Source organism: Bacillus pinisoli (assembly GCF_023036475.1).
Taxonomy (GTDB): domain Bacteria; phylum Bacillota; class Bacilli; order Bacillales; family SA4; genus Bacillus_BS; species Bacillus_BS pinisoli.
Genome location: NZ_JAJQKI010000003.1, coordinates 17,104 through 42,876 on the forward strand (window position 1 = coordinate 17,104; position 25,773 = coordinate 42,876).

Genomic DNA, 25,773 nt, shown 5'->3' on the forward strand with positions numbered 1-25,773 from the left:
TAAGCAAATGAATCACAGGAAGCTACTGTTTCCGCTGTACAAAAAAAAGCTGTCGACTATCTCGACAGCTTTGACACTTTATTCGTATGATGCGGCTTATGCGCTCGTGGTGGGCCCAACACTTCTGCCATAATAACTCCCTCTACAAGTCTTTCTCTTGTAAAGGCGGGCATCTTAGCTGGGTGTTGATTCCCTTCACTCTTTTCTTTGATTGACTTTACCTTCACATGATTTTCGTGAACCCTTACAGGCTGCTCCTGAATCATTTGGACGGGGATCGGCCTAGTATATGTCTCTGTTCTAGGCTTCTCTCGTGGAGCCTCCTGAGGCCTTGATACTTCAACTGGTTTACGGCTCTCATAATGCTTTGGATGCATTGGATCTAAATTAGGTGGTAACATCGGCTTTCTTTTTTCTTGGTCCTCTTGTGCAATGTTCTTTTTATAAAAGCTGTAGATACCAAAAGCGATTGCAACAAGGATTGGAAGAAACTCACCCATCTAGATTCCTCCTTTAGAAAAGTCCATTATTTATCTTCCTCTTCGGATTCTTCATTAATTTTTCCAATAGAATCTCTCATATCTGTATCAGCCATGATATTCTTAATGTTCATATAGTCCATGACCCCAATATTACCTGAGCGTAAAGCTTCTGCCATTGCAAGAGGAACTTCTGCTTCGGCCTCTACTACTTTTGCACGCATCTCTTGAACGCGAGCACGCATTTCCTGTTCTTGTGCAACAGCCATTGCACGTCTTTCTTCTGCTTTAGCTTGAGCGATATTCTTATCTGCCTCTGCTTGGTCAGTTTGTAGTACAGCACCAATATTCTTACCGATATCAATATCCGCAATATCAATTGACAGGATTTCAAAAGCAGTACCCGCATCTAACCCTTTTTTCAAGACAGTTTGGGAGATCATATCAGGGTTTTCTAATACTTTTTTATGTTCTGCTTGTGAACCAATTGTACTAACAATCCCTTCACCAACACGCGCGATAATTGTTTCTTCACCTGCACCACCGACTAAACGATCAATGTTTGCACGCACTGTAATACGAGATTTTGCTTTAATTTCAATCCCGTCCATTGCTACACCTGCAATAAATGGTGTTTCAATAACTTTTGGATTAACGCTCATTTGAACCGCTTCAAGTACGTCACGACCTGCAAGGTCAATCGCCGCACAGCGCTCAAATGTAAGTTCGATATTCGCACGGTGGGCTGCAATAAGAGCATTTACCACTCTGTCAACATTACCACCTGCTAAATAGTGACTCTCTAGTTGGTTAATCGTAACATCAATGCCTGCTTTATGTGCTTTAATTAAAGGATTAATAATACGATTTGGAATAACTCGACGTAATCTCATTCCAATTAATGTGAAAATACTGATTTTGACTCCAGCTGCTAAAGCAGAAATCCACAGCATAACCGGAACAAAAGTTAATAAAACTACTAAAAAGATAAATCCAATTGCGACTGCAAGTAAAATTAAAATCGTTGATTGATCAATCATTTCTTTTCCTCCTTTTTATTCTTCCAATTTACTTATTTCTCTAACAACCACTCTGGCTCCTTCTACTTTGACAATTTTCACAGAAGTATTTTCTGCAAGGTAGACACCTTCAGTTACTACATCCACATATTCGTCGGCAAAAACAGCCGTCCCTGATGGTCGTAACGGAGTTAAAGCTTTCCCTTCCCTCCCAATGAGATCTATGCGATTCACAGTGGAGACATAGCCTTGGTCAGTATGAGTAGAATCTTTTAATATCAGCCTGTCGAATAACTTTACTTTCTTACCAAAAACCTTAAACAATAAAACCGATACAATAATGCAAACCAAGAATGCAATTAGTACGGATATAGCTGCCAGCTCAATACTCTCTGTGGAAATAAACACACTTGTTAAGATAGCGGCAAGACCAATAATCCCTAAAATCCCACCAGGTACAAACAGTTCTATAACCAACAGAATAAAACCAACTACAAAAAGAAGAAGTGCTTCCATTCCAGCTAATCCCGCTACTGTATGACCATAAAAAAATAGTAGTAGAGAAGAGATCCCAACAAAACCTGGTATACCGAACCCTGGAGAATAAAGCTCAAGTATTAATCCAAGACTTCCTAATGACAGTAAAATGGGTACAACGACTGGATGTGTGATAAATCTCGCTATACTTTCAGATATGCTTACTTCTGATTGGACAATTGTGTGATTCTCAACGTTTAAATGTACAAGCAGCTCATCCAGGTTATTAAAAGTCCCTTCGGAATATCCTACATCTAAGGCTTGTGTTGGTGTTAACGTTAGTAATTCACCTTTACCTGCATTTAGTTTTGGTAGATCTATATCCTTATCAGCCATAGCCATTGCATAAATAGGGTCTCGATCATTTAATTCGGCAGCACTTTTCATAGCAGCAAGCCAGAACGATTCTGCCTTTTCTCCCGCCGCATTTCCTTGCTGATCAATGATTGCTGCTGATCCCATTGTCGAACCAGGCGTCATATAAATCTCATCGGCAGAAAGCGCAATATAAGCACCTGCAGAAAGCGCCTGCTTGTTGACAAAAGCAATTAACGGAATATGAGTCGAGGTTACACTTTTTGCTATATCAGATGCAGCATCAACGGCACCCCCGGGTGTGTTTAAATCAAGGATGACTAATTCAGCATTCATTTCCTCTGCCTCTTCAATAGAACGATTAATAAAAGCAAGTAATCCTTTTTCAACCGTTTCATGTACCGGAATGACATACACAGTTTTCTCAGATTCATTAGCCGACGTGCTTTGCTGAAAGCCTGACGGAACGAAAGAAAGTAGGAGCAATAAACATAAAATAAAAATTGTACTTCTAATCCTCATAGTTACCTCCTTTCTAAAGAAGTAGTTCCTCCTAAAAGTAATACGAATTATGTAGAGGTAGGTTTCAACTAGAATAAAATATTTTTCTTCACTACTAATTTGACACAAGTAATACGAGCCTATCCTTTGTAAACGCAAAAAACACCTTCAAGAATGAAGGTGTTAGGATAAATGTTGTTGGACTAAACGGTTAATAAGGCTACCATCAGCCTTACCTTTTACTTTAGGCATAATTGCACCCATCACTTTACCCATATCTGCTTTCGAAGAGGCGTTAACTTCCGAAATCGTTTCTTTAATAATTTCCGTTAATTCTTCTTCAGAAAGTTGCTTAGGAAGATATTCTTCCAACACAACTAATTCAGCCTTTAACTTATCAACAAGGTCTTCACGACCAGCTTTTATAAACTCAAGGAGGGAGTCTTTACGTTGCTTAACTTCACGAGAAAGCACTGTTAATTCATCATCCGATGAAAGAGAATCAGCTTTTAACTTGATTGCCTCATTCTGGACTGCTGCTTTAACCATTCGGATAACCGAAAGTTTATCTTTCTCTTTGTTCCTCATCGCTTGTTTCATGTCGTTATTTAAACGTTCAAGAAGACTCATAAAATTACACCCTCTATTAGAATTTACGTTTTCTAGCTGCCTCAGACTTTTTCTTACGCTTTACGCTAGGCTTCTCATAGAATTCACGCTTTCTTGCCTCAGAAAGTGTACCCGTTTTTGATACGGAACGTTTGAAACGACGTAGAGCATCTTCGATAGACTCATTTTTACGTACGACTGTTTTAGTCATTCTATTTCCCTCCCTCCGAACAATCACGTGCAATAAAAGATTAAGACATGGACATTAATTTATTAAAACATGTCTTTTGCCATTATAATATAACATAAGTTAAGCGTCAACTTTATCTCATTTATTGTAGAAGTTCTTTGTTTCAACTTTGTTATTTACCATTAAATACTGTGACCTTCCTACATAAAGAGGAATGGTTAATTCAGTGAAGTTAGGAAGTCCATTATCTAAAAACTTTGAGTCGTCTTTATGAAACCTTGTAATTTCCCCTACAATCCAATCATGGTCCCCGTAAGTGCGCTGATCAATCACTTTACATTCATACGCAACATAAGCATCTGACAAGATAGGACAATCTATTGTTTCACCCTTAATATAGTTTAATTTCGCAAGTTTATTTTCTTCATGGCCTGACAATGTGCCACTTTCTTGGATAAATGCTGCCAAATGTCCTGGAATAAAATTAATTCCGAACTCTTTTGAAGAAGAAATAAGGCTATGACTATATCTTTCTTTTGCAATCGCCACACCATATATGGCTGGTTCATAAGAAATATAAGAGTGCCAACCAGCAGCCATAATATTTTCTTTACCTTCAGAACTACTTGTAACGAGCGCAACCATCCCTGGATAGCTATGCATAACAGTTTCTTGCCTACTCCTTAACATACAATTCACTCCTAGTTCTTAAATTAAACTCTTGTCCATAAGATATACTAGAGGTGAGTCCATGTCCAAAGAAATTATTTGGTTTGGTGTGTTTATTGCAATTTTTATGTATGGTTTAACCGTAATGAGAATCGGCCTTGATCAGTTATCAAGCGATAATCTGAAAAAACAATTACTTTTAGTAACTAGAACCCCTGTCCAAGGCTTATTGATAGGTGCGATTCTTGCTGCCCTTCTGCAGAGCAGTTCAGCCTTAATGGTTATCACGATAGGCTTTGTGGCGGCAGGTTTATTAAGCTTTAAACAGAGTATCGGCATCATGCTTGGGGCTAATATTGGCACAACTATTACAGCTGAATTAATGACAATACAGGTTGGAGAATTAGCCGTTCCTATTGTCATACTTGGTGTTCTTTTTATTTTAATTCCAAGGAAAATATGTTTTTCAATCGGAACTACTCTCTTAGGATTAGGTTGTATTTTTGTAGCTATGCGAGGATTTACTTCTCTTGCTGATTCTATCTACAGTTATGATTTTGTAAAATCAATCTTACTTTATTCTGATCAAAATAATGTAATTGCAATCTTAGTTGGAACCGTACTTACTGCCATTATTCAATCAAGCTCAGCCGTAATTGGCGTAGCAATGGGGTTTCTTCATCATCAACATATTACGATTGATGCAAGCATTGCCATTATGCTTGGCGCCAATATTGGTACGTGTGTAACAGCCTTACTAGCTAGTATCGGGGCAAAAAAAGAAGCGAAATGGACCGCCTATGCACATGTATGGTTAAATGTTTTCGGTGTTCTACTATTTCTTCCTTTTATTGATTTGTTATCACAATTTGTTGCCACTCTTTCACCATCTTTAGAAAAACAATTAGCACATGCAAGTGTTATTTTTAATATTGCGTGTTCTCTTATTGCTCTTCCTCTTGTAAATGCGTTAGCTAGCTTTATTATGAAAACCTATAACAAATAAGCCACCGAGAGTTCTACGGTGGCTTTTATGTATAGGCTCTTGCCCTTCACATCTATAATAGTTGATATTTAGACTATTTATATTGTTTAATAAGCTGAAGTTCCTGTTTCACCCTTCACGATTGCAATTCCAGAACTAGCGCCAATTCTTGTCGCTCCTGCTTCAATTAAAGCAAATGCTGATTTTGCATCACGAACTCCACCTGAAGCTTTTACTCCAATATCAGGTCCTACTGTCTTTCGCATAAGCGCAATATCTTCTAGTGTTGCTCCACCAGTTGAAAAACCAGTTGAAGTTTTAACAAAATCAGCTCCAGCCTTAACCGAAAGCTCACAAGCACGAACTTTCTCTTCGTCTGTAAGTAGCGCTGTTTCAATAATAACTTTAACTAAAGCCTTCCCTTTTGCAGCATCTACTACTGCTTGAATATCACTTTGAACAAGTTGGTTCTGTCCATCCTTTAATGCACCAACGTTGATGACCATATCAACTTCAGTTGCACCATTCTCGATTGCATTTTTTGTTTCAAATGCCTTTGTCTCAGAAGTTGTCGCCCCTAGAGGAAAACCAATAACCGTACAAACCTTAACTTCAGTACCTTGTAAAAGCTCTGCTGAAGCCTTTACCCATGTTGGGTTTACACAAACGGATGCAAAATTATATTCTTTTGCCTCGGCACATAGCTTATCAATCTCTTCTTTTTTTGCATCAGCCTTTAATAATGTATGATCAATCATTTTAGCTACATCTGTTGTCATGCTCTATTACCCTCCAAAAAAATAAGTTGTCCGTACCTCTCCATCATATCATGTTATAAAAAATTTTCTAGTCGAGATTAGTATTTCCTTAGATTAAAATTAACATGTGTGAAGAATATTTATAATAAATACGTAAAAAAGCCCACAAGCGTTATGCTTATGAGCTTACTTTCATTTTGCTTTCTTCTAACAACTCGTGTTGCTCCATTACTCGAACAAACTGCCCCTCGTTATAAGGATATCCTGCCTTTGTAATTTTTACTTTTACGAGTTGACCAATCATCTCTTCTGTCGCAGCAAATACTACTTTTAGATAGTTATCAGTGTAACCTACATATAGTCCTTGTTGAGTATCATCTTTAAATTCTTCTTCTGGAATTACCTCCAATATTTCATCTTCAAACTGGGAGGCATATTCTTTTGCAAGCTGGTCTGACAGTGCTATGAGACGATGAACACGTTCATTCTTAATCTCCTCATCCACTTGGTCGTCCATTCTTGCTGCTGGTGTACCCGTTCGTTTTGAATAAGGGAATACATGAAGTTCAGAGAATCCATTTTCTTTAATAAAATGATAAGTTTCCATAAATTCATCTTCGGTTTCTCCAGGAAATCCAACGATTACATCAGATGTAATAGCAAGTCCTGGTAATGCTTCACGTAAACGAGCAAGTCTTTCACCAAAGAACTCCATTGTGTATTTACGACGCATTCTCTTTAATACTGTATCCGAACCAGATTGCAGTGGGATATGAAGGTGACGCACAATCTTTGTTGAATGATTTAACACGTCAATCACTTCATCCGTAATTTGACTTGCTTCAATAGATGATATACGGATTCGCTTCAATCCATCTACTTGTTCTTCCAAGTCCCTTAGTAACATGGCCAAGTTATAATCTTTCATGTCTTCACCATATCCACCTGTGTGGATACCCGTTAAGACAATCTCCTTATAACCAGCATTGACAAGCTGTTGTGCTTGCTTAATTACTTCCTTTGGATCACGAGATCTCATTAAGCCACGTGCCCAAGGAATAATACAAAATGTACAGAAATTGTTACAGCCTTCCTGTATTTTTAAAGAAGCACGTGTACGATCAGTAAATGCAGGTACTTCTAACTCTTCATAGACTCTTGCCTTCATGATGTTTCCAACACCATTTATCGGTTGTCTTTCCTGTTTAAATTGTTCAATATACTCAAGCATCTTCACACGGTCCTGAGTTCCAACAACAATGTCCACCCCAGGAATCGCCATAATTTCTGCTGGAGAAGTTTGAGCATAACAGCCCGTCACACAAATAACGGCATCGGGGTTTTTACGAATCGCTCTCCGAATAACTTGTCGACTCTTTTTATCACCTGTGTTTGTGACTGTACATGTGTTGATCACATATACATCAGACGCTTGTTCAAATTCAGTGCGATCATAGCCTGATTCCTTAAACAATTGCCAAATTGCTTCAGTTTCATAATGGTTTACTTTACAGCCTAATGTATGAAAAGCCACTGTTGGCATCTTACTTCACTCCTTGTAATTCAAAGTGATACGAAATAGCAGAAAGCACATATAATGGTGCTGTTTCCGCTCTTAATATCCTTGGGCCTAGACCGCAGGAAATAAATCCATGCTGTTTTAGTTGATTAACCTCTTTATCTGTTAATCCACCCTCAGGTCCATATACGGTTATTAAAGAACTTCCAGGTTGCATTTCGTTCATCATTTTTGCAAACTGAGTTTGCTCGCCTTGCTTTGCCTCTTCTTCAAATGCTACCACTTTTACATCATAACGTTCACTTATTTTTATTAACTCTTCAATAGAAGAAGGTTTTGATATAGTTGGCACTATATTTCGATGAGATTGCTCTGCTGCTTCCTTCGCAATCTTTTGCCAGCGCTCTACTTTTTTATCGCCTTTTTTCTCATCCCATTTTACAATTGAACGGGCAGCATTAAAAGGGACAAACTTAAAGGCCCCAAGCTCTGTTGCTTTCTGAATGATGAGCTCGAGCTTATCCCCTTTAGGCAGCCCACTCGCTATCGTGACTTGAATAGGTAGCTCTTTAGATTCCTTCAACCATTCTACAATAGTTAGGCATATGCCTTCATTGGTAAATTCCGTAATTTCACACAAACAAACCTGCCCTTGATCATTACAGCATAATACCTTGTCATTCTCATTCATTCTCATAACACGTTGTATATGATGAGCATCATCACCCAAAATGGTAACTTGATGTTCTGTAAACTGGTCTGATGGCACAAAATAACGTTGCACAACTTTCACCAACCTAAGATTATTATATTTTTAATATAAAAAAGCCTTAATTTTTGTGTATGTGGGAACCGGACAAGGTCTAATGTCCACCTTGTCCGGTTCTTTGTAAATGTGTTAAGGACGTTTCGCAATAAAGGAAACCCAGTCCTCCATCGTTAATGTTTCTACAATTTCAAATCCTGCTTGAAGAAGTGCATCTTTTACAGTTTGCTTTTTTTGTTGGATAATTCCAGAAGTAATGAATAAACCTCCTGGCTTGACCAGTTTATATGCATCCTCAACAAAAAGCAAAATGATTTCAGCTAGGATATTTGCCACGATGACATCCGCTGGTTCGTTTACATCATGTAACAAGTTATTTTGTTTAACAGTAATTAAGCTGTCAACTTGATTAAGCTTTGCGTTTTCAATCGCTGTTTTGACAGCCACTTCATCTAGATCATAAGCTCTAACGCCACTAGCGCCTAGAAGGGCAGCCGCGATACTTAAAACACCTGAACCAGTACCAACATCAATGATGCGATCTCCGGACTTTACTGTGTCCTCAAGTGCCTGGATACACATCACCGTTGTTGGATGGGTTCCTGTCCCAAAAGCCATTCCAGGGTCCAGTTCAATAATCAACTCATCTGTACTTACTTTTTCATAATCTTCCCATGTCGGAACGATTGTGAATTTTTCTGAGATTTTAACAGGATTATAGTACTTTTTCCAAGCACTTGCCCATTCCTCTTCATTAACCTCATTGATTGTTACTTTGTTATGACCAAGGTCAATATCGTATGATACGAGACTATTAATCGCCTCTTTTATCTCATCTACTGTTTCCTGGATAAAGCTATTAAGTGGCAAATAAGCCTTTATCATAACGCCCTCTTCTGGATAATCACCAGGATTGAGTTGGTAGATTTCTCCGAATTGCTGTTCACGCTCTTTAAGCAGCTCTTCTGGGTCCTCAATAACAACTCCACTAGCACCAGCCTCATGTAATATGTTTGAAATAGGCTCTACTGCTTCATTTGTTGTATGAATACTAATTTCCGACCATTTCACCCTCTACCAACTCCATTCCAAATTATTCTCCTTTAAAGGCACGCTTTACTTTTGTAAAAAAGCTATCATGTTGCTCATCAGGTGCTTCTACACCGCTTAGTGAAGAAAATTCGCGTATAAGCTCCTTTTGTTTTGCAGAAAGTTTAGTTGGTGTAATAACACGAACATGAATATGTTGATCACCTTGTCCATATCCTCGAACATTCGGTACACCTTTACCACGCAATCTGAATTTTGTACCTGTTTGAGTACCCGCTGGTATTTTCAATTTCACTTTACCATGAAGAGTAGGAACCTCCACCTCATCACCAAGTGCTGCTTGTGCAAAAGTTAATGGCATTTCACAATAGATATCATCGCCATCTCTTTCAAAGAACTCGTGTTCTCTAACACTGAAAACAACGTATAGATCACCTGAAGGTCCACCATTAACGCCTGGTTCTCCTTGTCCGGTCACCCTTAGTTGCTGACCATCATCAACACCAGCTGGAATCTTCACATTAATTTTCTTTCTCTTCTTAACCTTACCTGTTCCACCACATGTTGAGCACTTATCTTTAATTTGTTTACCTGTACCACTACAATAGTGACATACTCTTCTGTTCACAATTCGACCAAATGGAGTATTCTGTTCAACGTTTAATTGACCTGATCCATTACAATGTGAACAAGTCTCAGGTTTCGTACCAGGCTTTGCACCTGATCCATCACACGTTTCACACTCCTCTTCGCGAGGAATCTCAATTGTTGTTTCTTTACCAAAGACGGCTTCTTCAAAACCAAGAGACATGGTATATTGTAAGTCTGCCCCTTGACGTGGTGCATTAGGATCACGTCTTCTACGACCGCCACCGCCAAAGAATGTATCAAAGATGTCCTCAAAGCCACCGAATCCACCAAAATCTCCGCCACCAAAGCCTTGATTTGGATCTGTATGACCAAATTGATCATAGTGCGCTTTCTTTTGTTCATCACTTAACACTTCATAGGCTTCTGCAATCTCTTTAAATTTTGCATCTGCATCTGGTTCCTTATTAATATCTGGATGGTATTGCTTGGATAACTTTCTGTATGCCTTTTTTATTTCATCTTTAGAGGCACCTTTACTTAGTCCAAGTACTTCATAATAGTCTCGTTTACTCATCTTTTTCCACTCCCATGCTTCATCCTGGAAGATAGACTCCCGCATTCACATAAATTATATTGTAACACTAATTGAAATCTGTGAACAAACTTTAATGCTTACCACATAGAAAAAAGTCTAAGCCAAGACAGGCCTGACTAAGACTTTTTCTCACTTACTTATTTATCGTCATTTACTTCTTCAAACTCTGCATCAACAACTCCGTCATCTTTCTTACCTGCAGCACCGTTTGCAGCCTGAGCTTGTTGCGCAGCTTCTTCATATAACTTCATAGATAGTTGTTGAACAATTTCTTGTAGTGCATCTTTCTTAGTGCGGATGTCATCAAGATTATTTTCAGAGATTGCTGTTTTTAGAGCTTCTTTTGCTTCTTCTGCTTTATTCTTATCTTCTTCAGACACTTTGTCGCCTAAGTCTGTTAATGTCTTTTCAGTTGTGAATACTAACTGATCCGCTTCATTACGAAGATCTACTTCTTCCTTACGTTTCTTGTCCGCTTCAGCGTTTGCTTCAGCATCCTTCACCATACGTTCTACTTCTTCGTCTGATAAACCAGTTGAAGATTTAATCGTAATGGATTGCTCTTTATTTGTACCAAGGTCTTTTGCACGTACATTTACGATACCGTTCTTATCAATATCAAATGTCACTTCGATTTGTGGTACACCACGTGGAGCAGGAGGAATATCAGTAAGTTGGAAACGTCCAAGTGTCTTGTTATCTGCAGCCATAGAACGCTCACCTTGAAGCACATGGATATCTACTGCTGCTTGGTTATCAGCTGCTGTAGAGAATACTTGTGACTTACTTGTAGGGATTGTTGTATTACGCTCAATAAGCTTTGTAAATACTCCACCCATCGTCTCAATTCCAAGTGATAAAGGCGTTACATCTAATAAGACAACGTCTTTTACATCCCCTGTAATAACTCCACCTTGGATTGAAGCACCTAGAGCAACTACCTCGTCTGGATTAACTCCTTTATGTGGTTCTTTTCCAGTTGCTTTCTTAATTGCTTCTTGAACAGCAGGAATACGAGTCGAACCACCTACTAAAATTACTTTATCGATTTCGCTAGCAGATAATCCTGCATCTGATAAAGCTTGGCGAACAGGTCCCATTGTTCTTTCAACTAGGTTTGCTGACAATTCATCGAATTTCGCACGAGAAAGTGATACTTCTAAGTGAAGTGGTCCTGCTTCACCTGCTGTGATAAATGGTAAGGAAATTTGTGTAGATGTTACACCTGAAAGATCCTTCTTCGCCTTTTCAGCAGCATCCTTCAAACGTTGTAACGCCATTTTATCTTTTCCTAAATCAATACCATTCTCTTTTTTGAACTCTGCTACTAAATAGTCGATGATCACTTGGTCGAAGTCGTCTCCACCTAAACGGTTGTCCCCAGCAGTAGATTTAACTTCAAATACTCCGTCCCCAAGTTCAAGGATAGATACGTCGAACGTTCCTCCACCTAGGTCATAAACAAGGATTGTTTGATCTTCATCAGTCTTATCTAAACCATACGCTAGTGCAGCAGCAGTTGGCTCGTTAATAATACGTTCTACTTCTAGACCTGCGATCTTCCCAGCATCCTTCGTAGCTTGACGTTCAGCATCATTAAAATAAGCTGGTACAGTGATAACTGCTTTTGTAACAGGCTCACCTAGATAGTCTTCAGCATAAGACTTTAAATATTGAAGAATCATTGCTGAAACTTCCTGTGGAGTATACTCTTTTCCTTCCACTTCCACTTTATGGCTTGTTCCCATATGACGCTTAATGGAGATAATTGTGTTTGGATTTGTTACAGATTGACGCTTCGCTACTTCTCCAACTTGACGCTCGCCATTTTTAAATGCAACAACTGATGGTGTTGTACGGTTGCCTTCTGGATTTGGAATTACCTTTGGTTCTCCACCTTCTAATACAGCAACACATGAGTTTGTTGTTCCTAAGTCGATACCAATAATTTTACTCATTTGTTTCAGGCCTCCTCTATAAGTGTGCGTTTAAGATTTATTTTTTCAATGACTCTGTTAAACATGGTTGTTGATTTTCGTTACGGGACGCTCGCTTTCCGCGGGCGGGTTCGGAAGCCTCCTCGGCGCTCACGCCTGCGGGGTCTCCCTTACCACGCTTCTCCCGCAGGAGTCTCACATCCCTCCACTTCAATCAACTGTGCAGAAAAAATACTATTTTTTAACATTTTTTATATTACTGATTTACTTTTACCATAGAAGGTCGAATCACTCGATCCTTTAGCTTATAGCCTTTTTGGAATTCTTCTATAACAGTATTAGATTCATAGTTAGAATCCTCTACCTGCATTACTGCTTGATGTAGATGAGGGTCAAATGGTTGACCTGCCGATTCAATTGCTTCGACTCCTTCGTTCTTTAGAGCCTCTGCAAGTTGGCGATAGACCATTTCCATCCCTTGAAGAATGGAGTTCATCTTTTCATCTTCAGTTTCCACTTTAAGGGCTCTTTCGAAATTATCTAAAGCTGGTAAAATGTCGGAAACCAGGCTTTGCGCTCTATATTTTTGAGCCGCCTCTTGATCAAGTCTTACCCGACGGCGATAATTGTCAAAGTCAGCTTGAAGCCTTAATAGTTTATTTTCTTTTTCATCAAGCGCAGCTTCTAGTTCTTGTACTTTATTTAGAGCTAATGTAAGCTCGTCTTCTTCTACTTCTTTATTATGTAAGCTGCTTGATTCTTCCACTGTAGCTTCTTCATTAGCTGATTCTACTGAATTGGATGACTCATTTTTTACTTCCTCTTCTAGTATATCTTTTTCGTTAGTCACTAGTTTCACCTCCCTTAAAGGTTTGTTTATTTTTTAAGTATTTGTTTAATATAATTAGCCTGATGAACAAGTTATTATGTAAGAAGGGAAGACCCCTTCTTTTAGAACTCAAACTTTATTATTGTTCACCATTGTCTTATTTTTGATACAGCCTTTCTAATGCTTTTGTAAAATCATTAGATATGACTTGAAGAAGACTGATAACCCTTGAATATTCCATTCTGGTTGGGCCCAAAATGGCAATTGTTCCAATCTTTTCATTACCTATGGAGTAACTTGCCGTAATAAGACTACAATCTTCCATGGCTTCGTTATTATTTTCTTTTCCGATTGTGATATTAATTCCAGAGTCCTTCGAGCGCAAGAGTTTATAGATTTCTTGTTCTTGTTCAATAATGTTAAATAAGGATCTCACTTTACTAATATCGTGGAACTCAGGCTGAGTTAGCATATTTGTTTTTCCACCATAATACACTCGTTCTGAATTAGGAGCAGAAAATGTCCCTTGGTATTGGAAGGCATTTATTAGCTTTTCATAATTCTTAATATGAGTACGAAGAACCGTTGCTACTTCCTTATAGATCTTGTTTTGAAGATCTACAAGGGGAACACCAATAAGTCTCTCATTTAAAATATTAACAAGCTTTTCAATATCAGAAACATCTATATGTTCTGGTATCGTAAGGGCTCTATGTTCCACATGTCCTGTATCTGTAACGATAACGGCAACTGCTGCCGTATTGCTCAGTGGTACAATTTGAATACGTTTTAAATGATGCTTATTTACCTCTGGGCCTAGAACGATTGATGTATAGTTCGTAATATCAGAGAGAATTTGCGCAGACTTTTGAACAACCTTTTCCATTTCAACCACTTGTTCAGCAAAAAGAGACTGCACACGCGATAAGTCCTCTTGATGTAATGTCTGCGGAGAAAGGAGATGATCAACATAAAAACGATATCCTTTTTCCGAAGGGACACGCCCTGAAGAAGTATGTGTTTTTTCTATAAAACCTTGTTCCTCCAAGTCAGCCATTTCATTTCGTATCGTTGCAGAGCTAAACGTAATCTCACTCTTCTTTGATAAAGTTCTTGAGCCTACAGGTTGAGCTGAACGGATAAAATCATCAATGATCACTTGAAGAATTAAAAGCTGACGATCAGTTAACATCCATTATCACCTCTGTTAGCACTCCATTGAAACGAGTGCTAAATCTAATAATAAATTATCAAAAGTCATCATCAATGTCAATGCTTAAGCCTTGTTGAATTAGAAAGTTTTACTTTCTCGGTATGTCGAACCGTTGAGTATATAGATTAAACCAAAAAGGACTGAAACACTTCATTACCAAGAAGTTTTCCCTCTCTTGTCAATCGTAGGTAATCATCTTCAATCATTAACAAGTTCCGCTCTATGTTTTCGTTGATTGCTTCTTTAAATATGTCCTTTAGGGATATTCCATATTTTTCATTAAAGTAAGATATAGAGACACCCATTGATTTTCTAAGTCCTAGAAACAATTCTTCTTCCATTTTTTCTTGATTGGATACAATATGTTCTTCAACATGAGGTGAACCTTGTCCAGCAACTAAAGTCATATATTTTTTCAACGGTCCAGCATTGGCCACTCTTTTTCCATTTACATAGCTGTGTGCCCCTGCTCCAAAGCCATAATACTCCTCATTATTCCAATACGTTATATTATGCTTACTTTCATAACCCTCTTTAGCAAAATTGCTGATTTCATATTGATGATATCCATGTAACTGCATCTCATCCATTAATAATTCAAACATTTTCGCTTCACTCTCCTGCGAAGGAAGCGGCAGTTTCCCTTTTTTCATTAAGTTATAAAATACAGTCTTAGGTTCGATAATAAGTGAATAAGCAGAGAAGTGTTCAATTCCTAGACTAAAGGCTTGTGTTAATGTTTCTCTAAAGTCATCAATGGTTTGATTAGGCAAGCTGTAGATTAGGTCGATACTAATATTTTCAAAGCCAACCTCTCGCGCCCGTTTAATTCCTTCAAACACGTCATTTTGTTGGTGAGTGCGACCGATCTTCTTTAATAGTTCATTGTTAAAGGATTGAACTCCTATACTTAATCGGTTAATGCCTCCTTCTTTCAACACAGTAAGCTTCTCTTTTGTTAGGTCCTGAGGATTAGCCTCTATTGTAAATTCGAGATCATTCGACCAGCTTGGCAGTTGTTCTTTTATTATCTTTAGTAATCTTTCTAGCTGAGCTTCGTTTAACGCCGTTGGTGTTCCACCACCAATGAAAATAGTTTTTACTTCATTCGTTGGAACCTGTTGTAGAGTATACTTCATCTCGAGTTCTAGGTGGTCTAAATACTCTTCAACTGGCTGTCCTTTTAGAAAAACTTTATTAAAATCACAGTAGTGACAAATTTGGTGGCAAAAAGGGATATGAATATAAGCTGCTTTAATCATTTTGTTACCACTGCTTTCTTTTTTGATTTTGAACGTACTTTGAGAATGTGCATATAGTTTGGTTTTCGTGCAGAAATTTTAATTTTCGTGCAAAAAAGTACAAATACGTGCAGAAAATGAAGTTTCTGTGCAAAAATAGACGAAGTTTGTGCAGAACCCAACTTTTTCTTATATATGAAATAAAATACCGCAGATATCTGCGGTATTTTCATTTTTATTTACTAGAGTTAGAATCATCCATCCGAAGGACAGCCATAAATGCTTCTTGAGGAACTTCAACAGAACCAACTGACTTCATTCGCTTCTTTCCTTCTTTTTGCTTTTCTAATAGCTTACGTTTACGAGAAATATCTCCACCGTAACATTTTGCTAATACGTTTTTACGCATTGCCTTAATAGTTGATCTCGCAACAATTTTTTGTCCGATTGCTGCTTGAATTGGTACCTCAAACTGTTGTCTTGGAATCAATTCTTTTAATTTCTCTACAATAACCTTACCGCGTGCATAGGCAGAATCGCGGTGAACGATAAAGGATAGAGCATCAACATTTTCAGCATTAAGAAGAATGTCCATTTTCACCAGTTTGGATTCCTTATAACCAATCAATTCATAATCAAACGACGCATAGCCTTTTGTATTTGATTTTAATTGATCAAAGAAATCATACACAATTTCAGCTAATGGAATTTCATAGACGATGCTTACTCGATTTTCATCTAAGTATTGCATATCAATAAAGTTTCCACGCTTTCCTTGACAAAGTTCCATTACCGCACCAACATAGTCATTAGGCACCATCATGGTTGCTTTTACATAAGGCTCTTCCACACGGTTAATCTTTTGTGGATCTGGCATATTTGCTGGATTATCAACACGAAGCTCATCTCCATCAGTCAAGAACACATGATAGATAACGCTCGGAGCTGTCGTAATTAAGTCAATTTTAAACTCTCTTTCAATTCGCTCTTGGATAATTTCCATGTGTAGTAATCCTAAGAACCCACAACGGAACCCAAATCCTAGTGCTTGAGAGGTCTCTGGTTCAAATTGTAGAGCAGCATCATTTAACTCAAGCTTCTCTAATGCTTCACGAAGGTCATTAAATTTAGCTGAGTCAATTGGATATAGACCACAGAATACCATCGGGTTTAAACGACGGTAACCAGGTAATGCTTCTGTTGCGCCATTTTTTGAGCTAGTAATGGTGTCACCCACACGTGTATCACCAACATTTTTAATAGCAGCTGTAAGGAAACCTACATCTCCAACTGTTAATTCATCCTTCATTACTGCCTTAGGAGTAAATACCCCAATTTCATTCACTTCAAATTCTTTACCAGTTGCCATCATTTTTATCTTGTCACCAACTTTAACTCTTCCCTCTACCACACGAATGTAAGCTACTACACCACGATATGGGTCGTATAAGGAGTCAAAGATTAATGCTTTTAATGGACCATCTGGGTCACCTTGCGGGGCAGGAACTTTTTCAACAATCTGTTCTAGAATATCTTCAATTCCAATTCCGGCTTTCGCAGAACAAAGAACAGCCTCAGATGCATCAAGTCCAATAACATCTTCTACTTCCTGTCGAACTCTTTCAGGCTCTGCACTTGGCAAATCAATTTTATTAATAACCGGAACAATCTCCAGATCATTATCAAGAGCTAGATATACGTTTGCTAATGTTTGTGCTTCTATACCTTGAGCTGCGTCTACAACTAAAACTGCTCCTTCACACGCCGCTAAGCTACGAGAAACTTCATAAGTGAAATCAACGTGCCCCGGAGTATCAATAAGATGGAAAGTATAAATCTCGCCATCTTTCGCTTTGTATTGTAATTGTACAGCATTTAATTTAATGGTGATTCCACGCTCACGCTCTAAGTCCATTGAATCTAACAATTGGTCCTTCATTTCACGAGCTGTTAATGCACTCGTTTTCTCTAAAATACGGTCGGCCAATGTTGATTTCCCATGGTCAATGTGAGCAATGATGGAGAAATTCCTTATTCTAGATTGTCTATTACGTCGTTCTTCACTACTCATCGTCATATTTATCACTCCTACATTCCTACCAACATCCATTAGATTTGATTATAGCAATACGTAAAAAAAGATTCAATGAAAATTAGGATGGGCCTATCCAATTACAATGTCGCTTGCTTTAATCATGAATGAATAGAACTAAAGATTGGCATAGAGCCTCAATTAATTAAGTGAAGATAATTGTGCCTGACTACTACAACAAGATTCCCTACTATGAAAAAGAACCTGTGATCCTCACAGGTTAGAAATACAATACTTTTTTATTGGCTTTTTTCTTGTATGTACCCTATACTTCATAAGCCAGCCCAGCCATTCTAAAGGCTTTATATGAAACTCATTAGTTTCTGGAATAGAGCAGTTATCCCTTCGGCCAATTTATGTCCCATGGAAGAGAAAACATTAAATGCTTCCATTTTCTCTAATCTCTCTTGTTTTTCACGTATATCATGACTTGTAATATGCTCACCAAGTAAAGCTGCCTCCAACTCGCCTGATTCACCTGCTGCTAAGTTAAAGGCACCTCTAAATTGTGGATCATCATATCCCTTCATTTCCCTGATTCCTTCATTTGCCTGCTGCATACCTAAAAGAACTCCGAAGAAAAGAAAGGTGAATAACAAAAAGAATTTAAATGAAAACTTGACCATGCTCTCACACCTTATTGTTCTGTTGTATCTGTTTCTGCTTCGGCGTTTACTTTTTCCGCCTGCCAGTAATATTCACTAAACACATCCGCCATAGCTTCTGCTGCATTATTAAGCTCTTCCATCGTATTATCAACCCCACCAAATTCAATGATTAGAGCATTTTGAGATAAATCTTGATTGTATTTACCATTTGTACCTGGTCCCTTACTAACTCTTACCCCTCTACTTAATCCTGGGTACTTACTTTCTACTAACTTATGAAGATCAGAAGCAACTTTTGAGTTTTGTTCATATTTAGCATGCTCCCCACCTACAACAAAGAACAATCTTGCATAATTTTGTCCATTAATTGAGACGGTCGTTTTGTCCTTTCGAAACGAATCACGATGAAGGTCAAAAATGAACTGAATATCTCGATTTGCTGCCATCGCACTCTGAACTACCGGTCTTGAAGCATCATATGACTTCCCATATTTCCAGCCCTTTTCATTTAGAACGTTTGTAAAGTCCGTTTTATCAAGAGATGTTCCAATCCCTCTTTCTTCAAGCTCACTTGCTAACTTTTCACCCACTAGAGTGATATTAGCTGAAGAGTGAAATGCTTCATTGGGGTTTGTGACGTCCTTTAGAAGAGGTAAATAGGATTCTCTAGTATGTGTATGATAAATAAACACTACTTTCTTACCATTCGTTGTAACGGCAGGTGGTACCGGTTTATCTTCATTCTGCTTGTCCACATTTTCAACAGCTTGAACGGCTGCTTCCCTCTCAGCTAGTAACACTTCCATAGGCGGAGCAGATTCCATAGGAATATCTGTGTAATCAGTTCCATCCCCAGCTACTAAAAGCTCTCCATCAAAGTATTGAAAGCCTGGGAGTTCTCCTCCTAACAGGCTACGTGGGTCATCTAGGTTAATACTTGTAGCTTTTTGAAAGAGTGTATTTGTAATTTGCGGAGGCTGTTGTCCTTCCGGGATCGCTTGAAGAAAATATCTATTTTCATATCCAAGCAAGTAAACAAGTGAGTGCTCTGTAATATTATTAGTTAAAGAGTAAACGGAAGAAGACGAAATTCTATATTCTGGTTTTAAGGATGTCAGGATTCCGGTTAAAGTAAACATGGAAAATAAGCAGAATGCAAATCCTAATATTATTTTTGTGATGCTTGTCCGATTTAGCGAAACCATCATACTGTGACTACGATTAAAGTTCATGCTTCCACTCCTTACAGCTTGTCTACTTAAACATTATGAACAAGCTATAAGAAATAGAACCATAAATTTTCACTATTAGTGTGTGTAAGCACCATAATTATCTTGATCAACTTCATGGTGAAGAGCTGCGTTCAATCCACCCGCAATGACATTAGCCATATCCTCAATAAAGGTATCGACTTCCTTTGGAGTCACCATTAAGTTGTGACCGATTGGTGATAAAACTTCATAGATTAATCTTCTCTTCTCATCCTCTGGAAGTGTGCCAACTAATCCTAAAAAGGTAGAACGATCCTTTTCTTCAGGAAGGTCCTCTTCTGTTAGAATTCTTTTCTCTCCGAATGTCATCGAGGCAGGTGCGAGTGCACGGGATGGACGACTGCCTTCTCTCATCTCTTTACCAAAATGCTTAAGGATAAAATCAATGGTATCACTAGTTATAGAGACTGCATCCACTACTGTCGGGATACCGATTGCAATAACGGGAATACCTAACGTCTCTATACTTAATTCCTTTCGTTTGTTTCCTACCCCTGAACCAGGATGAATACCAGTATCGGAAATTTGGATTGTAGAGTTTACACGTTGAATAGACCTTGCTGCTAACGCATCAATAGCGACCACAAAATCCGGCTTTGTTTTCTCTATTACACCGTGGATAATATCACTCGTTTCAATTCCTGTAATTCCCATTACCCCCGGCGAAATAGCACTAACCGAACGGAAACCATCTGCTACATTTTCCGGTTGCAAATCAAATAAGTGCTTTGTAATTAAGAGGTTCTCAATGGTCATTGGACCAAGTGCATCAGGAGTAACATTCCAGTTTCCTAACCCTACCACTAAACAGCTAGCATCCTCTTTAATTCCTAGCTCAGTTATAAAGTTTGCAAATTCTTTAGCGAATACCTCTTCTACCACTTGCTGAAGCTCCGTATCATGCTGTCTTATTCCTTGTGTTTCAAGCGTTAAGTATCTACCTTTTTTCTTATTAATCAGTTCTGCTCCTTGGTCGGTAATTTCAACATATGAAACTTTAACCCCACGGACATCTCTTTCTTTTACAATAACTCCTTCAATTTCAGCTGTTTCTTTTTTGGCCTTCTGATTTTGTTCAACAATCATTTCCCTTGCTTCAAGGGCCAAGTCCGTTCTCACTGAATATTGACTCAAATCTAGCTTATCACTCATGATGAAGATCCCCCTTTTATGTACGATATTGCTTAGTTTTACCAGTTAAATAGAGTTTCATTCATTAGGGACGACTGATTGTCCTCTCTCTCCAAATAAAACAAGCATCATTTTAGGGTTTTCACTAAACATCTATTGCAATTATGAGCATGGTTTGATAGAATATTTTTTGTTCTGACTTCGGAATTTTTTTATTCAGTCTGACCAAAATGTAAGCAATATTAGTCTTGAAGCTTGAAACAAGACTAATGATGTAATATGAAATCAAGCATAACAAAGATTTCTGATTGTAACTTTTTAGGGAGGTGAAAGTAAATGCCTAACATTAAATCTGCTATTAAGCGCGTAAAAACAAGCAACGAGCGTCGTGCACAAAACAACTCTACTAAATCTGCAATGCGTACAGCTGTTAAGAACGTAGAAGCACTTGTAACAAACAACGACCTTGATGCTGCAAAGAATGCTCTTGTAGAAGCTAGCAAGAAGCTTGATAAAGCTGCTCGTACTGGTTTAATCCACAAAAATGCTGCAGCTCGTCAAAAATCACGTTTAACTAAGAAAGTTAACGGAGCTAACGCTTAATCTACTTATAAAGAAACTTGGCGAATACTTAGGTATCGTCAAGTTTCTTTTTTTATGCTCTTATAAATTTCTTTGCTTTTTAGGCTGATTCTTATAATAACCGTCCCTTTTTAATATTTTGGCTCTGTTAAAGAACAATATTGATATTTTGCAGCGTTGATTGTAGTGGAGGGATGCGAGACTCCTGCGGGAGGAGCGCGGTAAGGGAGACCCCACAGGCGTGAAGCGCCGAGGAGTGGGATTTTTCACGATAGTGAAAATATCCTTCATTTCCCGCCCGCGGAAAGCGAGCGTCCCGTAACGAAAATCAACAACCAAGTCTAACAGAGACAATATTTTAAAACCGAAGTGATAATCATTAGAAAAGAGCATTCCCTCTATCATTTACTTTTTACACAGTAAAACGAAGCACCTAATAAACAGGTGCTTCGTTTAAATTATCGTCGGTATTGTTTTAAAATAAACAGTTCAATCGCTAACTTCTTATCGATTTGACCGCTTTTAATTCTATAATCCATTTCAGCTAACTCATTTAATGATGTGGTTAAATACTCATTGGAGAATTGAGTTGCTTTTTGTGCTGCAAGCTTAACACGATATGGATGAATTTTTAGGTGAGTAGCAATTTGTTGTTGGCCATAACCACGCTTAGATAAATCCTTCACCTGATATAGTAACCGAAATTGTGAGGATAATAAGGAGAGAATTTTAATCGGTTCTTCGTTAAGTTTGAGTAAATCATGATAAATTTCCATTGCTTTTGGTACTTTATTTGATAATACGCAATCAATTAATTCAAAGATATTATCCTCAATCGTACGTGACGATAAGAGTTGGACAACTTCTGAAGTTATATTCCCATTCTTTCCTACATACATAGCCATTTTATGTAGCTCTTGCACGAGCAATGTAACGGTTCCCCGCACATATTGAATCAAGATTCCAACTGCCTCTTCCTCAATAGTTACCTCTAATTGCTTAACTTCGGAATGAATCCAAGAAATCAAAGACTTCTCATCATTCATGGTTGCCTCAAAGACTTCGGCTTCTTTTTTTAGTAGCTTAGTCACTTTTTTCCTTTCATCTAATTTTTCTGCATCTACCATAAATATGAGAATAGCATTAGGTGAAGGCGAAGTGATATATTCTTCTAGCAATTGAAGATTATGATCTATCTTAGATTTTTCTTTAGCACCTGTTAAAAAGACGGCATTCTTACAAATGACAACCCGCTTATCTCCAAAGAAAGGAAGAGTCTGTGCATCTTCAAGGGCCGCGTCAACTGGCACTTCTTCTAAGTCATACACGGATAAATTAAAATCACGTTCCTCATCATTTAAAACATTGCTTACTAGCAATTGGATCGTTTCATCAATAAAGTATGTTTCTTTACCATACAGAAGGTATAGTGAAGAAAATTTTTGGGCTTTTATTTTCTTATGTAGATCTATATTCATACAATTATGTACTCTCCCTTTCAACTACTACATACATCCTAAAAGGAAAAGTGTTTTTTTGCAAGCAAGGGAGTTGCAACAAATACAACCCCCTTATTTATGTTAACGCACTGAGAAAGCCCCGGGTGTCAGTCTCAGTTACGATTTTTCATGGTGTATTATTTAGAATGTCCACATGAATCGCATGTATTTGTGTTAACTCTTGTCAGTATAGGAAAAAGACGTTGAAGTGTAGATTTTTTTCTACTTATAGCTTATACTAAGTACGAATGAGGAGGGATTACAGTGAATCAATTTGAAAAGAGTGTTCAAAGTAAACGTAATGACGCTGTAGATTCTGGAGTCGGCTTTGTCGTATCTTTTGGTTTCTTCGCTACATTATTTATCATTGCAACGGTTATTAAGTTAGTCGCTGCCTAATGGGACTGTATACATACAGTCTCTTTTTTATTGACTGTTTCAGGTCCGTCCCACTACAATCATTGACCTTAACAATCACCTAACGCTATTTTATGGAAGTTTTGTACGAAAGGTTCCACCATTTTCAGAAGAAAAAATAAATTGTATGGCTCCTTGTTGATCGGTTCTAAACTGAACGATATCCAGTTCGCTAAGTCTTTCAATAACACTTGGATGAGGATGCCCGAACCTGTTCTTATTACCAGCTGATATTATGGCTATTTCCGGTTTTGTAACAGCGAGAAATTCACTATTTGTAGACGTCTGACTTCCATGATGAGCAACCTTTAGAATATCAACATCTAGCTTGGGATATCTCTTTATTAAATCTTCTTCTGCTTCCTTTTCAATATCACCTGTAAATAACCAAGTTTTATTCCCTAGAATTGCAGCTAGCACGATAGATGCATTATTTTCCTGCTCATGTATTTTAAATGGTGCCAGCACCTGAAATCTACTGTCAGAAATTCCCCAGCTATCCCCAGCCTTGACCCTTTTCACTACTATCTTTCTTTTCTTTGCCTCTTTAAAGATTTCTACTTCTAACTCGGTGAGAGTATGGTAACTCCCAATTAATAGTTCTTCCATACGTAAGGATTCCATTAAAATGAGGGTTTCTCCTATATGATCTTGATCAGGGTGGGTAAGAATAAGCTTTGAAATTTTTCTGATTCCTCTAGATTTAAGGTAAGGAATAATGGTGTCTTTCCCTATTGAATAGGGATGAGACTTTTCTTGCCATTTCTCTAAACCATAGGTAACAGTACCCCCGGTATCAATTAAATAAACCTCTCTTCTAAACGGAAGTTCAATTAAGATAGAGTCACCTTGTCCAACATCCATCATTGTTACTTCCCCTTTGCTATCAACGAAAGGAATAAAGTAGTGAAAAATTAGGACAAGTAATATTGGTATAAAAGAAGACCATTTCAAGGTCTTTTCCAATAAAATAAAAGTGATGCAAACGGCAAGTATGTACAAAGCTAACAGCCAACTAGTAGGTTTCCCGAGTACTATTATGTGCCAATCATTTGATGATAGTAGCAGAGCAAACTTATTTAAATATAATAAAAATTGATTCGCATATTCAATAAAGGGACTCAAAACGATATCCCATTGCAAGAAAAAATACAATAACACACATAACGGTAAAAGAATAAATGTGATAATGGGTACGTACAGAAGGTTTAGCGGGATACTCAATAAGGAGAATTGGTAAAAATGGTAGAGCACTAAGGGGGTAGAGCTTATTTGAGCAATTGTACTTACGAGAAGTAGCTGGTAAACTGGTTGAGTCACCTTCGCAATAATGGTTTGACTTGATAAGATTAATGCTAAACTTACTACAAATGAAAGTTGAAACCCCACATCGAATACATAATAAGGATTAACCATCACCATAATCAAGAAGGCAATACTTATTAAATCTAAAGTAGTGAACGGTATAAACCGAAATCGTGCCTTTATTAGCACTAACAAGGTCATAATCCCAGCTCGAACCACTGAAGGAGCAGCACCCGCTAAGATTGTGTATATAGGGATCAGTAGCATGATGATTGAAATGGATCTTTCCTTTACCACTCCTATTCGAATTAATAGTAAATAAACCGTTCCACTAATTAAACCGACATGCATGCCAGAAATCGCTAATAGATGGATAAGGCCAAGCTCTTGATAAGCGATTAATAGTTGCTCATCAATATTGGCTCTCCCTCCAAAAACAAGAGCTTGAACAAACCCGTTCAATGGAGTTGGAAGTGATGATTCAATATCTAGTAATATTCGGTCTCTAGTCTGATAAAGGGAGTCAGTCATTGTTAACTGAGGTGGTTGACACTGTAGAGTAGAAATGGAGGATGGTGCAACAATCCAATGAATCTTATTTCGATATAAATATTTTCTAAAGTCAAAACTGTTAAAATTCCTTGATGGCTCGGGTTTCAATAGCTGCCCTTGAAACTTACAGGAGATACGGTTTGTTAATTTCAAAAGTAAGAACTTCTCTTCTTGTGATTGAATCTTGTAGGACATATACAGCTTCTCTTTACTTTCTAAAGTAAATTGAGCAGTAAAACGATCTCCTTCTATTTTGGGGGTACTCGTTATCTTTCCCCTAAAATAAGTAGTATCCTGCGTTACATATGTGACATTATGACGATCATAATAATAGTAGTACACAGAAGCGAATAAAAAAATCACTACACATCCCAATGCTAGTTTCCTTCTTTTAAAGATGATGTAACCTATGCTCAATAAAACGAGGAAAAGAAAAGGCAAGGAATAACCTTGTGAGACAAATGTTATTCCCGCTACACTGTACAGCGATATATAGATCCACTTATTAATCAT

General features: G+C 37.9%; 24 protein-coding genes. 3 read left to right on the forward strand and 21 right to left on the reverse strand.

Features of this window, described 5'->3' with window-relative positions:
* Window positions 1–56: 56 nt before the first annotated feature.
* The 6 genes from LT143_RS04735 to LT143_RS04760 all read right to left on the reverse strand — a co-directional run bounded on the left by LT143_RS04735 (window position 57) and on the right by LT143_RS04760 (window position 4,340).
* On the reverse strand, window positions 57–500 hold the full coding sequence (locus LT143_RS04735; protein ID WP_246940472.1) for a hypothetical protein: 444 nt from the start codon (window positions 498–500) through the stop codon (window positions 57–59).
* A 26-nt stretch (window positions 501–526) separates the two neighbouring features.
* On the reverse strand, window positions 527–1,516 hold the full coding sequence (gene floA / locus LT143_RS04740) for a flotillin-like protein FloA (RefSeq protein WP_246941505.1): 990 nt from the start codon (window positions 1,514–1,516) through the stop codon (window positions 527–529).
* 18 nt (window positions 1,517–1,534) lie between these two features.
* Window positions 1,535–2,872, reverse strand: a complete 1,338-nt coding sequence (locus LT143_RS04745) for an NfeD family protein (protein WP_246940475.1) — start codon at window positions 2,870–2,872, stop codon at window positions 1,535–1,537.
* A gap of 162 nt (window positions 2,873–3,034) precedes the next feature.
* A complete protein-coding gene (locus LT143_RS04750) occupies window positions 3,035–3,481 on the reverse strand; it encodes a GatB/YqeY domain-containing protein (RefSeq protein WP_246940478.1) in 447 nt (148 codons plus the stop codon).
* 16 nt (window positions 3,482–3,497) lie between these two features.
* Window positions 3,498–3,671, reverse strand: coding sequence for a 30S ribosomal protein S21 (gene rpsU, locus LT143_RS04755; protein WP_149218444.1), 174 nt, complete (start codon window positions 3,669–3,671; stop codon window positions 3,498–3,500).
* A gap of 117 nt (window positions 3,672–3,788) precedes the next feature.
* Entirely contained in the window at window positions 3,789–4,340 is a 552-nt protein-coding gene (locus LT143_RS04760; RefSeq protein WP_246940480.1) for a flavin reductase family protein, read from the reverse strand.
* A 61-nt stretch (window positions 4,341–4,401) separates the two neighbouring features.
* Here LT143_RS04760 and LT143_RS04765 point away from each other — a divergent pair, with 61 nt between their 5' ends.
* Window positions 4,402–5,325: a Na/Pi symporter gene (locus LT143_RS04765; RefSeq protein ID WP_246940484.1), complete on the forward strand. Its 924-nt coding sequence runs from the start codon at window positions 4,402–4,404 to the stop codon at window positions 5,323–5,325.
* Between the two features lie 86 nt (window positions 5,326–5,411).
* On the opposite strand, the gene deoC is transcribed toward LT143_RS04765, so the two are convergent.
* From deoC to gpr, 13 genes are all read right to left on the reverse strand, one after another.
* On the reverse strand, window positions 5,412–6,083 hold the full coding sequence (gene deoC / locus LT143_RS04770) for a deoxyribose-phosphate aldolase (RefSeq protein ID WP_246940487.1): 672 nt from the start codon (window positions 6,081–6,083) through the stop codon (window positions 5,412–5,414).
* Window positions 6,084–6,240: 157 nt separating this feature from the next.
* The gene (mtaB, locus tag LT143_RS04775; RefSeq protein WP_246940490.1) at window positions 6,241–7,605 is read right to left on the reverse strand and encodes a tRNA (N(6)-L-threonylcarbamoyladenosine(37)-C(2))-methylthiotransferase MtaB; all 1,365 of its coding nucleotides are present in this window, start codon (window positions 7,603–7,605) and stop codon (window positions 6,241–6,243) included.
* Between the two features lies 1 nt (window position 7,606).
* Complete coding sequence (locus LT143_RS04780; RefSeq protein ID WP_246940493.1) at window positions 7,607–8,365, reverse strand: 16S rRNA (uracil(1498)-N(3))-methyltransferase; 759 nt, start codon at window positions 8,363–8,365, stop codon at window positions 7,607–7,609.
* 114 nt (window positions 8,366–8,479) lie between these two features.
* Window positions 8,480–9,418 (reverse strand): 50S ribosomal protein L11 methyltransferase, encoded by a 939-nt coding sequence (gene prmA, locus LT143_RS04785; RefSeq protein WP_246940497.1) that lies wholly within the window; start codon window positions 9,416–9,418, stop codon window positions 8,480–8,482.
* Between the two features lie 22 nt (window positions 9,419–9,440).
* Window positions 9,441–10,562, reverse strand: a complete 1,122-nt coding sequence (gene dnaJ / locus LT143_RS04790; RefSeq protein WP_246940499.1) for a molecular chaperone DnaJ — start codon at window positions 10,560–10,562, stop codon at window positions 9,441–9,443.
* A gap of 158 nt (window positions 10,563–10,720) precedes the next feature.
* On the reverse strand, window positions 10,721–12,541 hold the full coding sequence (dnaK, locus tag LT143_RS04795) for a molecular chaperone DnaK (protein WP_246940501.1): 1,821 nt from the start codon (window positions 12,539–12,541) through the stop codon (window positions 10,721–10,723).
* 235 nt (window positions 12,542–12,776) lie between these two features.
* The gene (gene grpE / locus LT143_RS04800) at window positions 12,777–13,379 is read right to left on the reverse strand and encodes a nucleotide exchange factor GrpE (protein WP_418909804.1); all 603 of its coding nucleotides are present in this window, start codon (window positions 13,377–13,379) and stop codon (window positions 12,777–12,779) included.
* Between the two features lie 127 nt (window positions 13,380–13,506).
* Window positions 13,507–14,541, reverse strand: a complete 1,035-nt coding sequence (gene hrcA / locus LT143_RS04805; protein WP_246940506.1) for a heat-inducible transcriptional repressor HrcA — start codon at window positions 14,539–14,541, stop codon at window positions 13,507–13,509.
* Between the two features lie 146 nt (window positions 14,542–14,687).
* Window positions 14,688–15,824: a radical SAM family heme chaperone HemW gene (gene hemW / locus LT143_RS04810; RefSeq protein WP_246940509.1), complete on the reverse strand. Its 1,137-nt coding sequence runs from the start codon at window positions 15,822–15,824 to the stop codon at window positions 14,688–14,690.
* A gap of 214 nt (window positions 15,825–16,038) precedes the next feature.
* Window positions 16,039–17,874 carry a translation elongation factor 4 gene (gene lepA / locus LT143_RS04815; protein WP_246941506.1) on the reverse strand — a complete coding sequence of 612 codons (1,836 nt, stop codon included), beginning with the start codon at window positions 17,872–17,874 and terminating at the stop codon, window positions 16,039–16,041.
* A 323-nt stretch (window positions 17,875–18,197) separates the two neighbouring features.
* The gene (locus tag LT143_RS04820; protein ID WP_246940512.1) at window positions 18,198–18,521 is read right to left on the reverse strand and encodes a DUF3679 domain-containing protein; all 324 of its coding nucleotides are present in this window, start codon (window positions 18,519–18,521) and stop codon (window positions 18,198–18,200) included.
* An 11-nt stretch (window positions 18,522–18,532) separates the two neighbouring features.
* Window positions 18,533–19,735, reverse strand: coding sequence for a stage II sporulation protein P (gene spoIIP / locus LT143_RS04825; RefSeq protein ID WP_246940515.1), 1,203 nt, complete (start codon window positions 19,733–19,735; stop codon window positions 18,533–18,535).
* A gap of 75 nt (window positions 19,736–19,810) precedes the next feature.
* Window positions 19,811–20,926 (reverse strand): GPR endopeptidase, encoded by a 1,116-nt coding sequence (gene gpr, locus LT143_RS04830; RefSeq protein ID WP_246940517.1) that lies wholly within the window; start codon window positions 20,924–20,926, stop codon window positions 19,811–19,813.
* A gap of 315 nt (window positions 20,927–21,241) precedes the next feature.
* Between gpr and rpsT the strand changes: the two genes are divergently transcribed.
* Window positions 21,242–21,508 (forward strand): 30S ribosomal protein S20, encoded by a 267-nt coding sequence (rpsT, locus tag LT143_RS04835; RefSeq protein ID WP_246940520.1) that lies wholly within the window; start codon window positions 21,242–21,244, stop codon window positions 21,506–21,508.
* A gap of 437 nt (window positions 21,509–21,945) precedes the next feature.
* Here the strand turns inward: rpsT and holA are convergent, their stop codons facing one another.
* Complete coding sequence (gene holA / locus LT143_RS04840) at window positions 21,946–22,965, reverse strand: DNA polymerase III subunit delta (RefSeq protein ID WP_246940523.1); 1,020 nt, start codon at window positions 22,963–22,965, stop codon at window positions 21,946–21,948.
* 285 nt (window positions 22,966–23,250) lie between these two features.
* Here holA and LT143_RS04845 point away from each other — a divergent pair, with 285 nt between their 5' ends.
* Complete coding sequence (locus LT143_RS04845; protein ID WP_246940527.1) at window positions 23,251–23,385, forward strand: YqzM family protein; 135 nt, start codon at window positions 23,251–23,253, stop codon at window positions 23,383–23,385.
* 90 nt (window positions 23,386–23,475) lie between these two features.
* Here LT143_RS04845 and LT143_RS04850 read toward each other — a convergent pair whose 3' ends face one another.
* Window positions 23,476–25,773 (reverse strand): DNA internalization-related competence protein ComEC/Rec2, encoded by a 2,298-nt coding sequence (locus LT143_RS04850; protein ID WP_246940529.1) that lies wholly within the window; start codon window positions 25,771–25,773, stop codon window positions 23,476–23,478.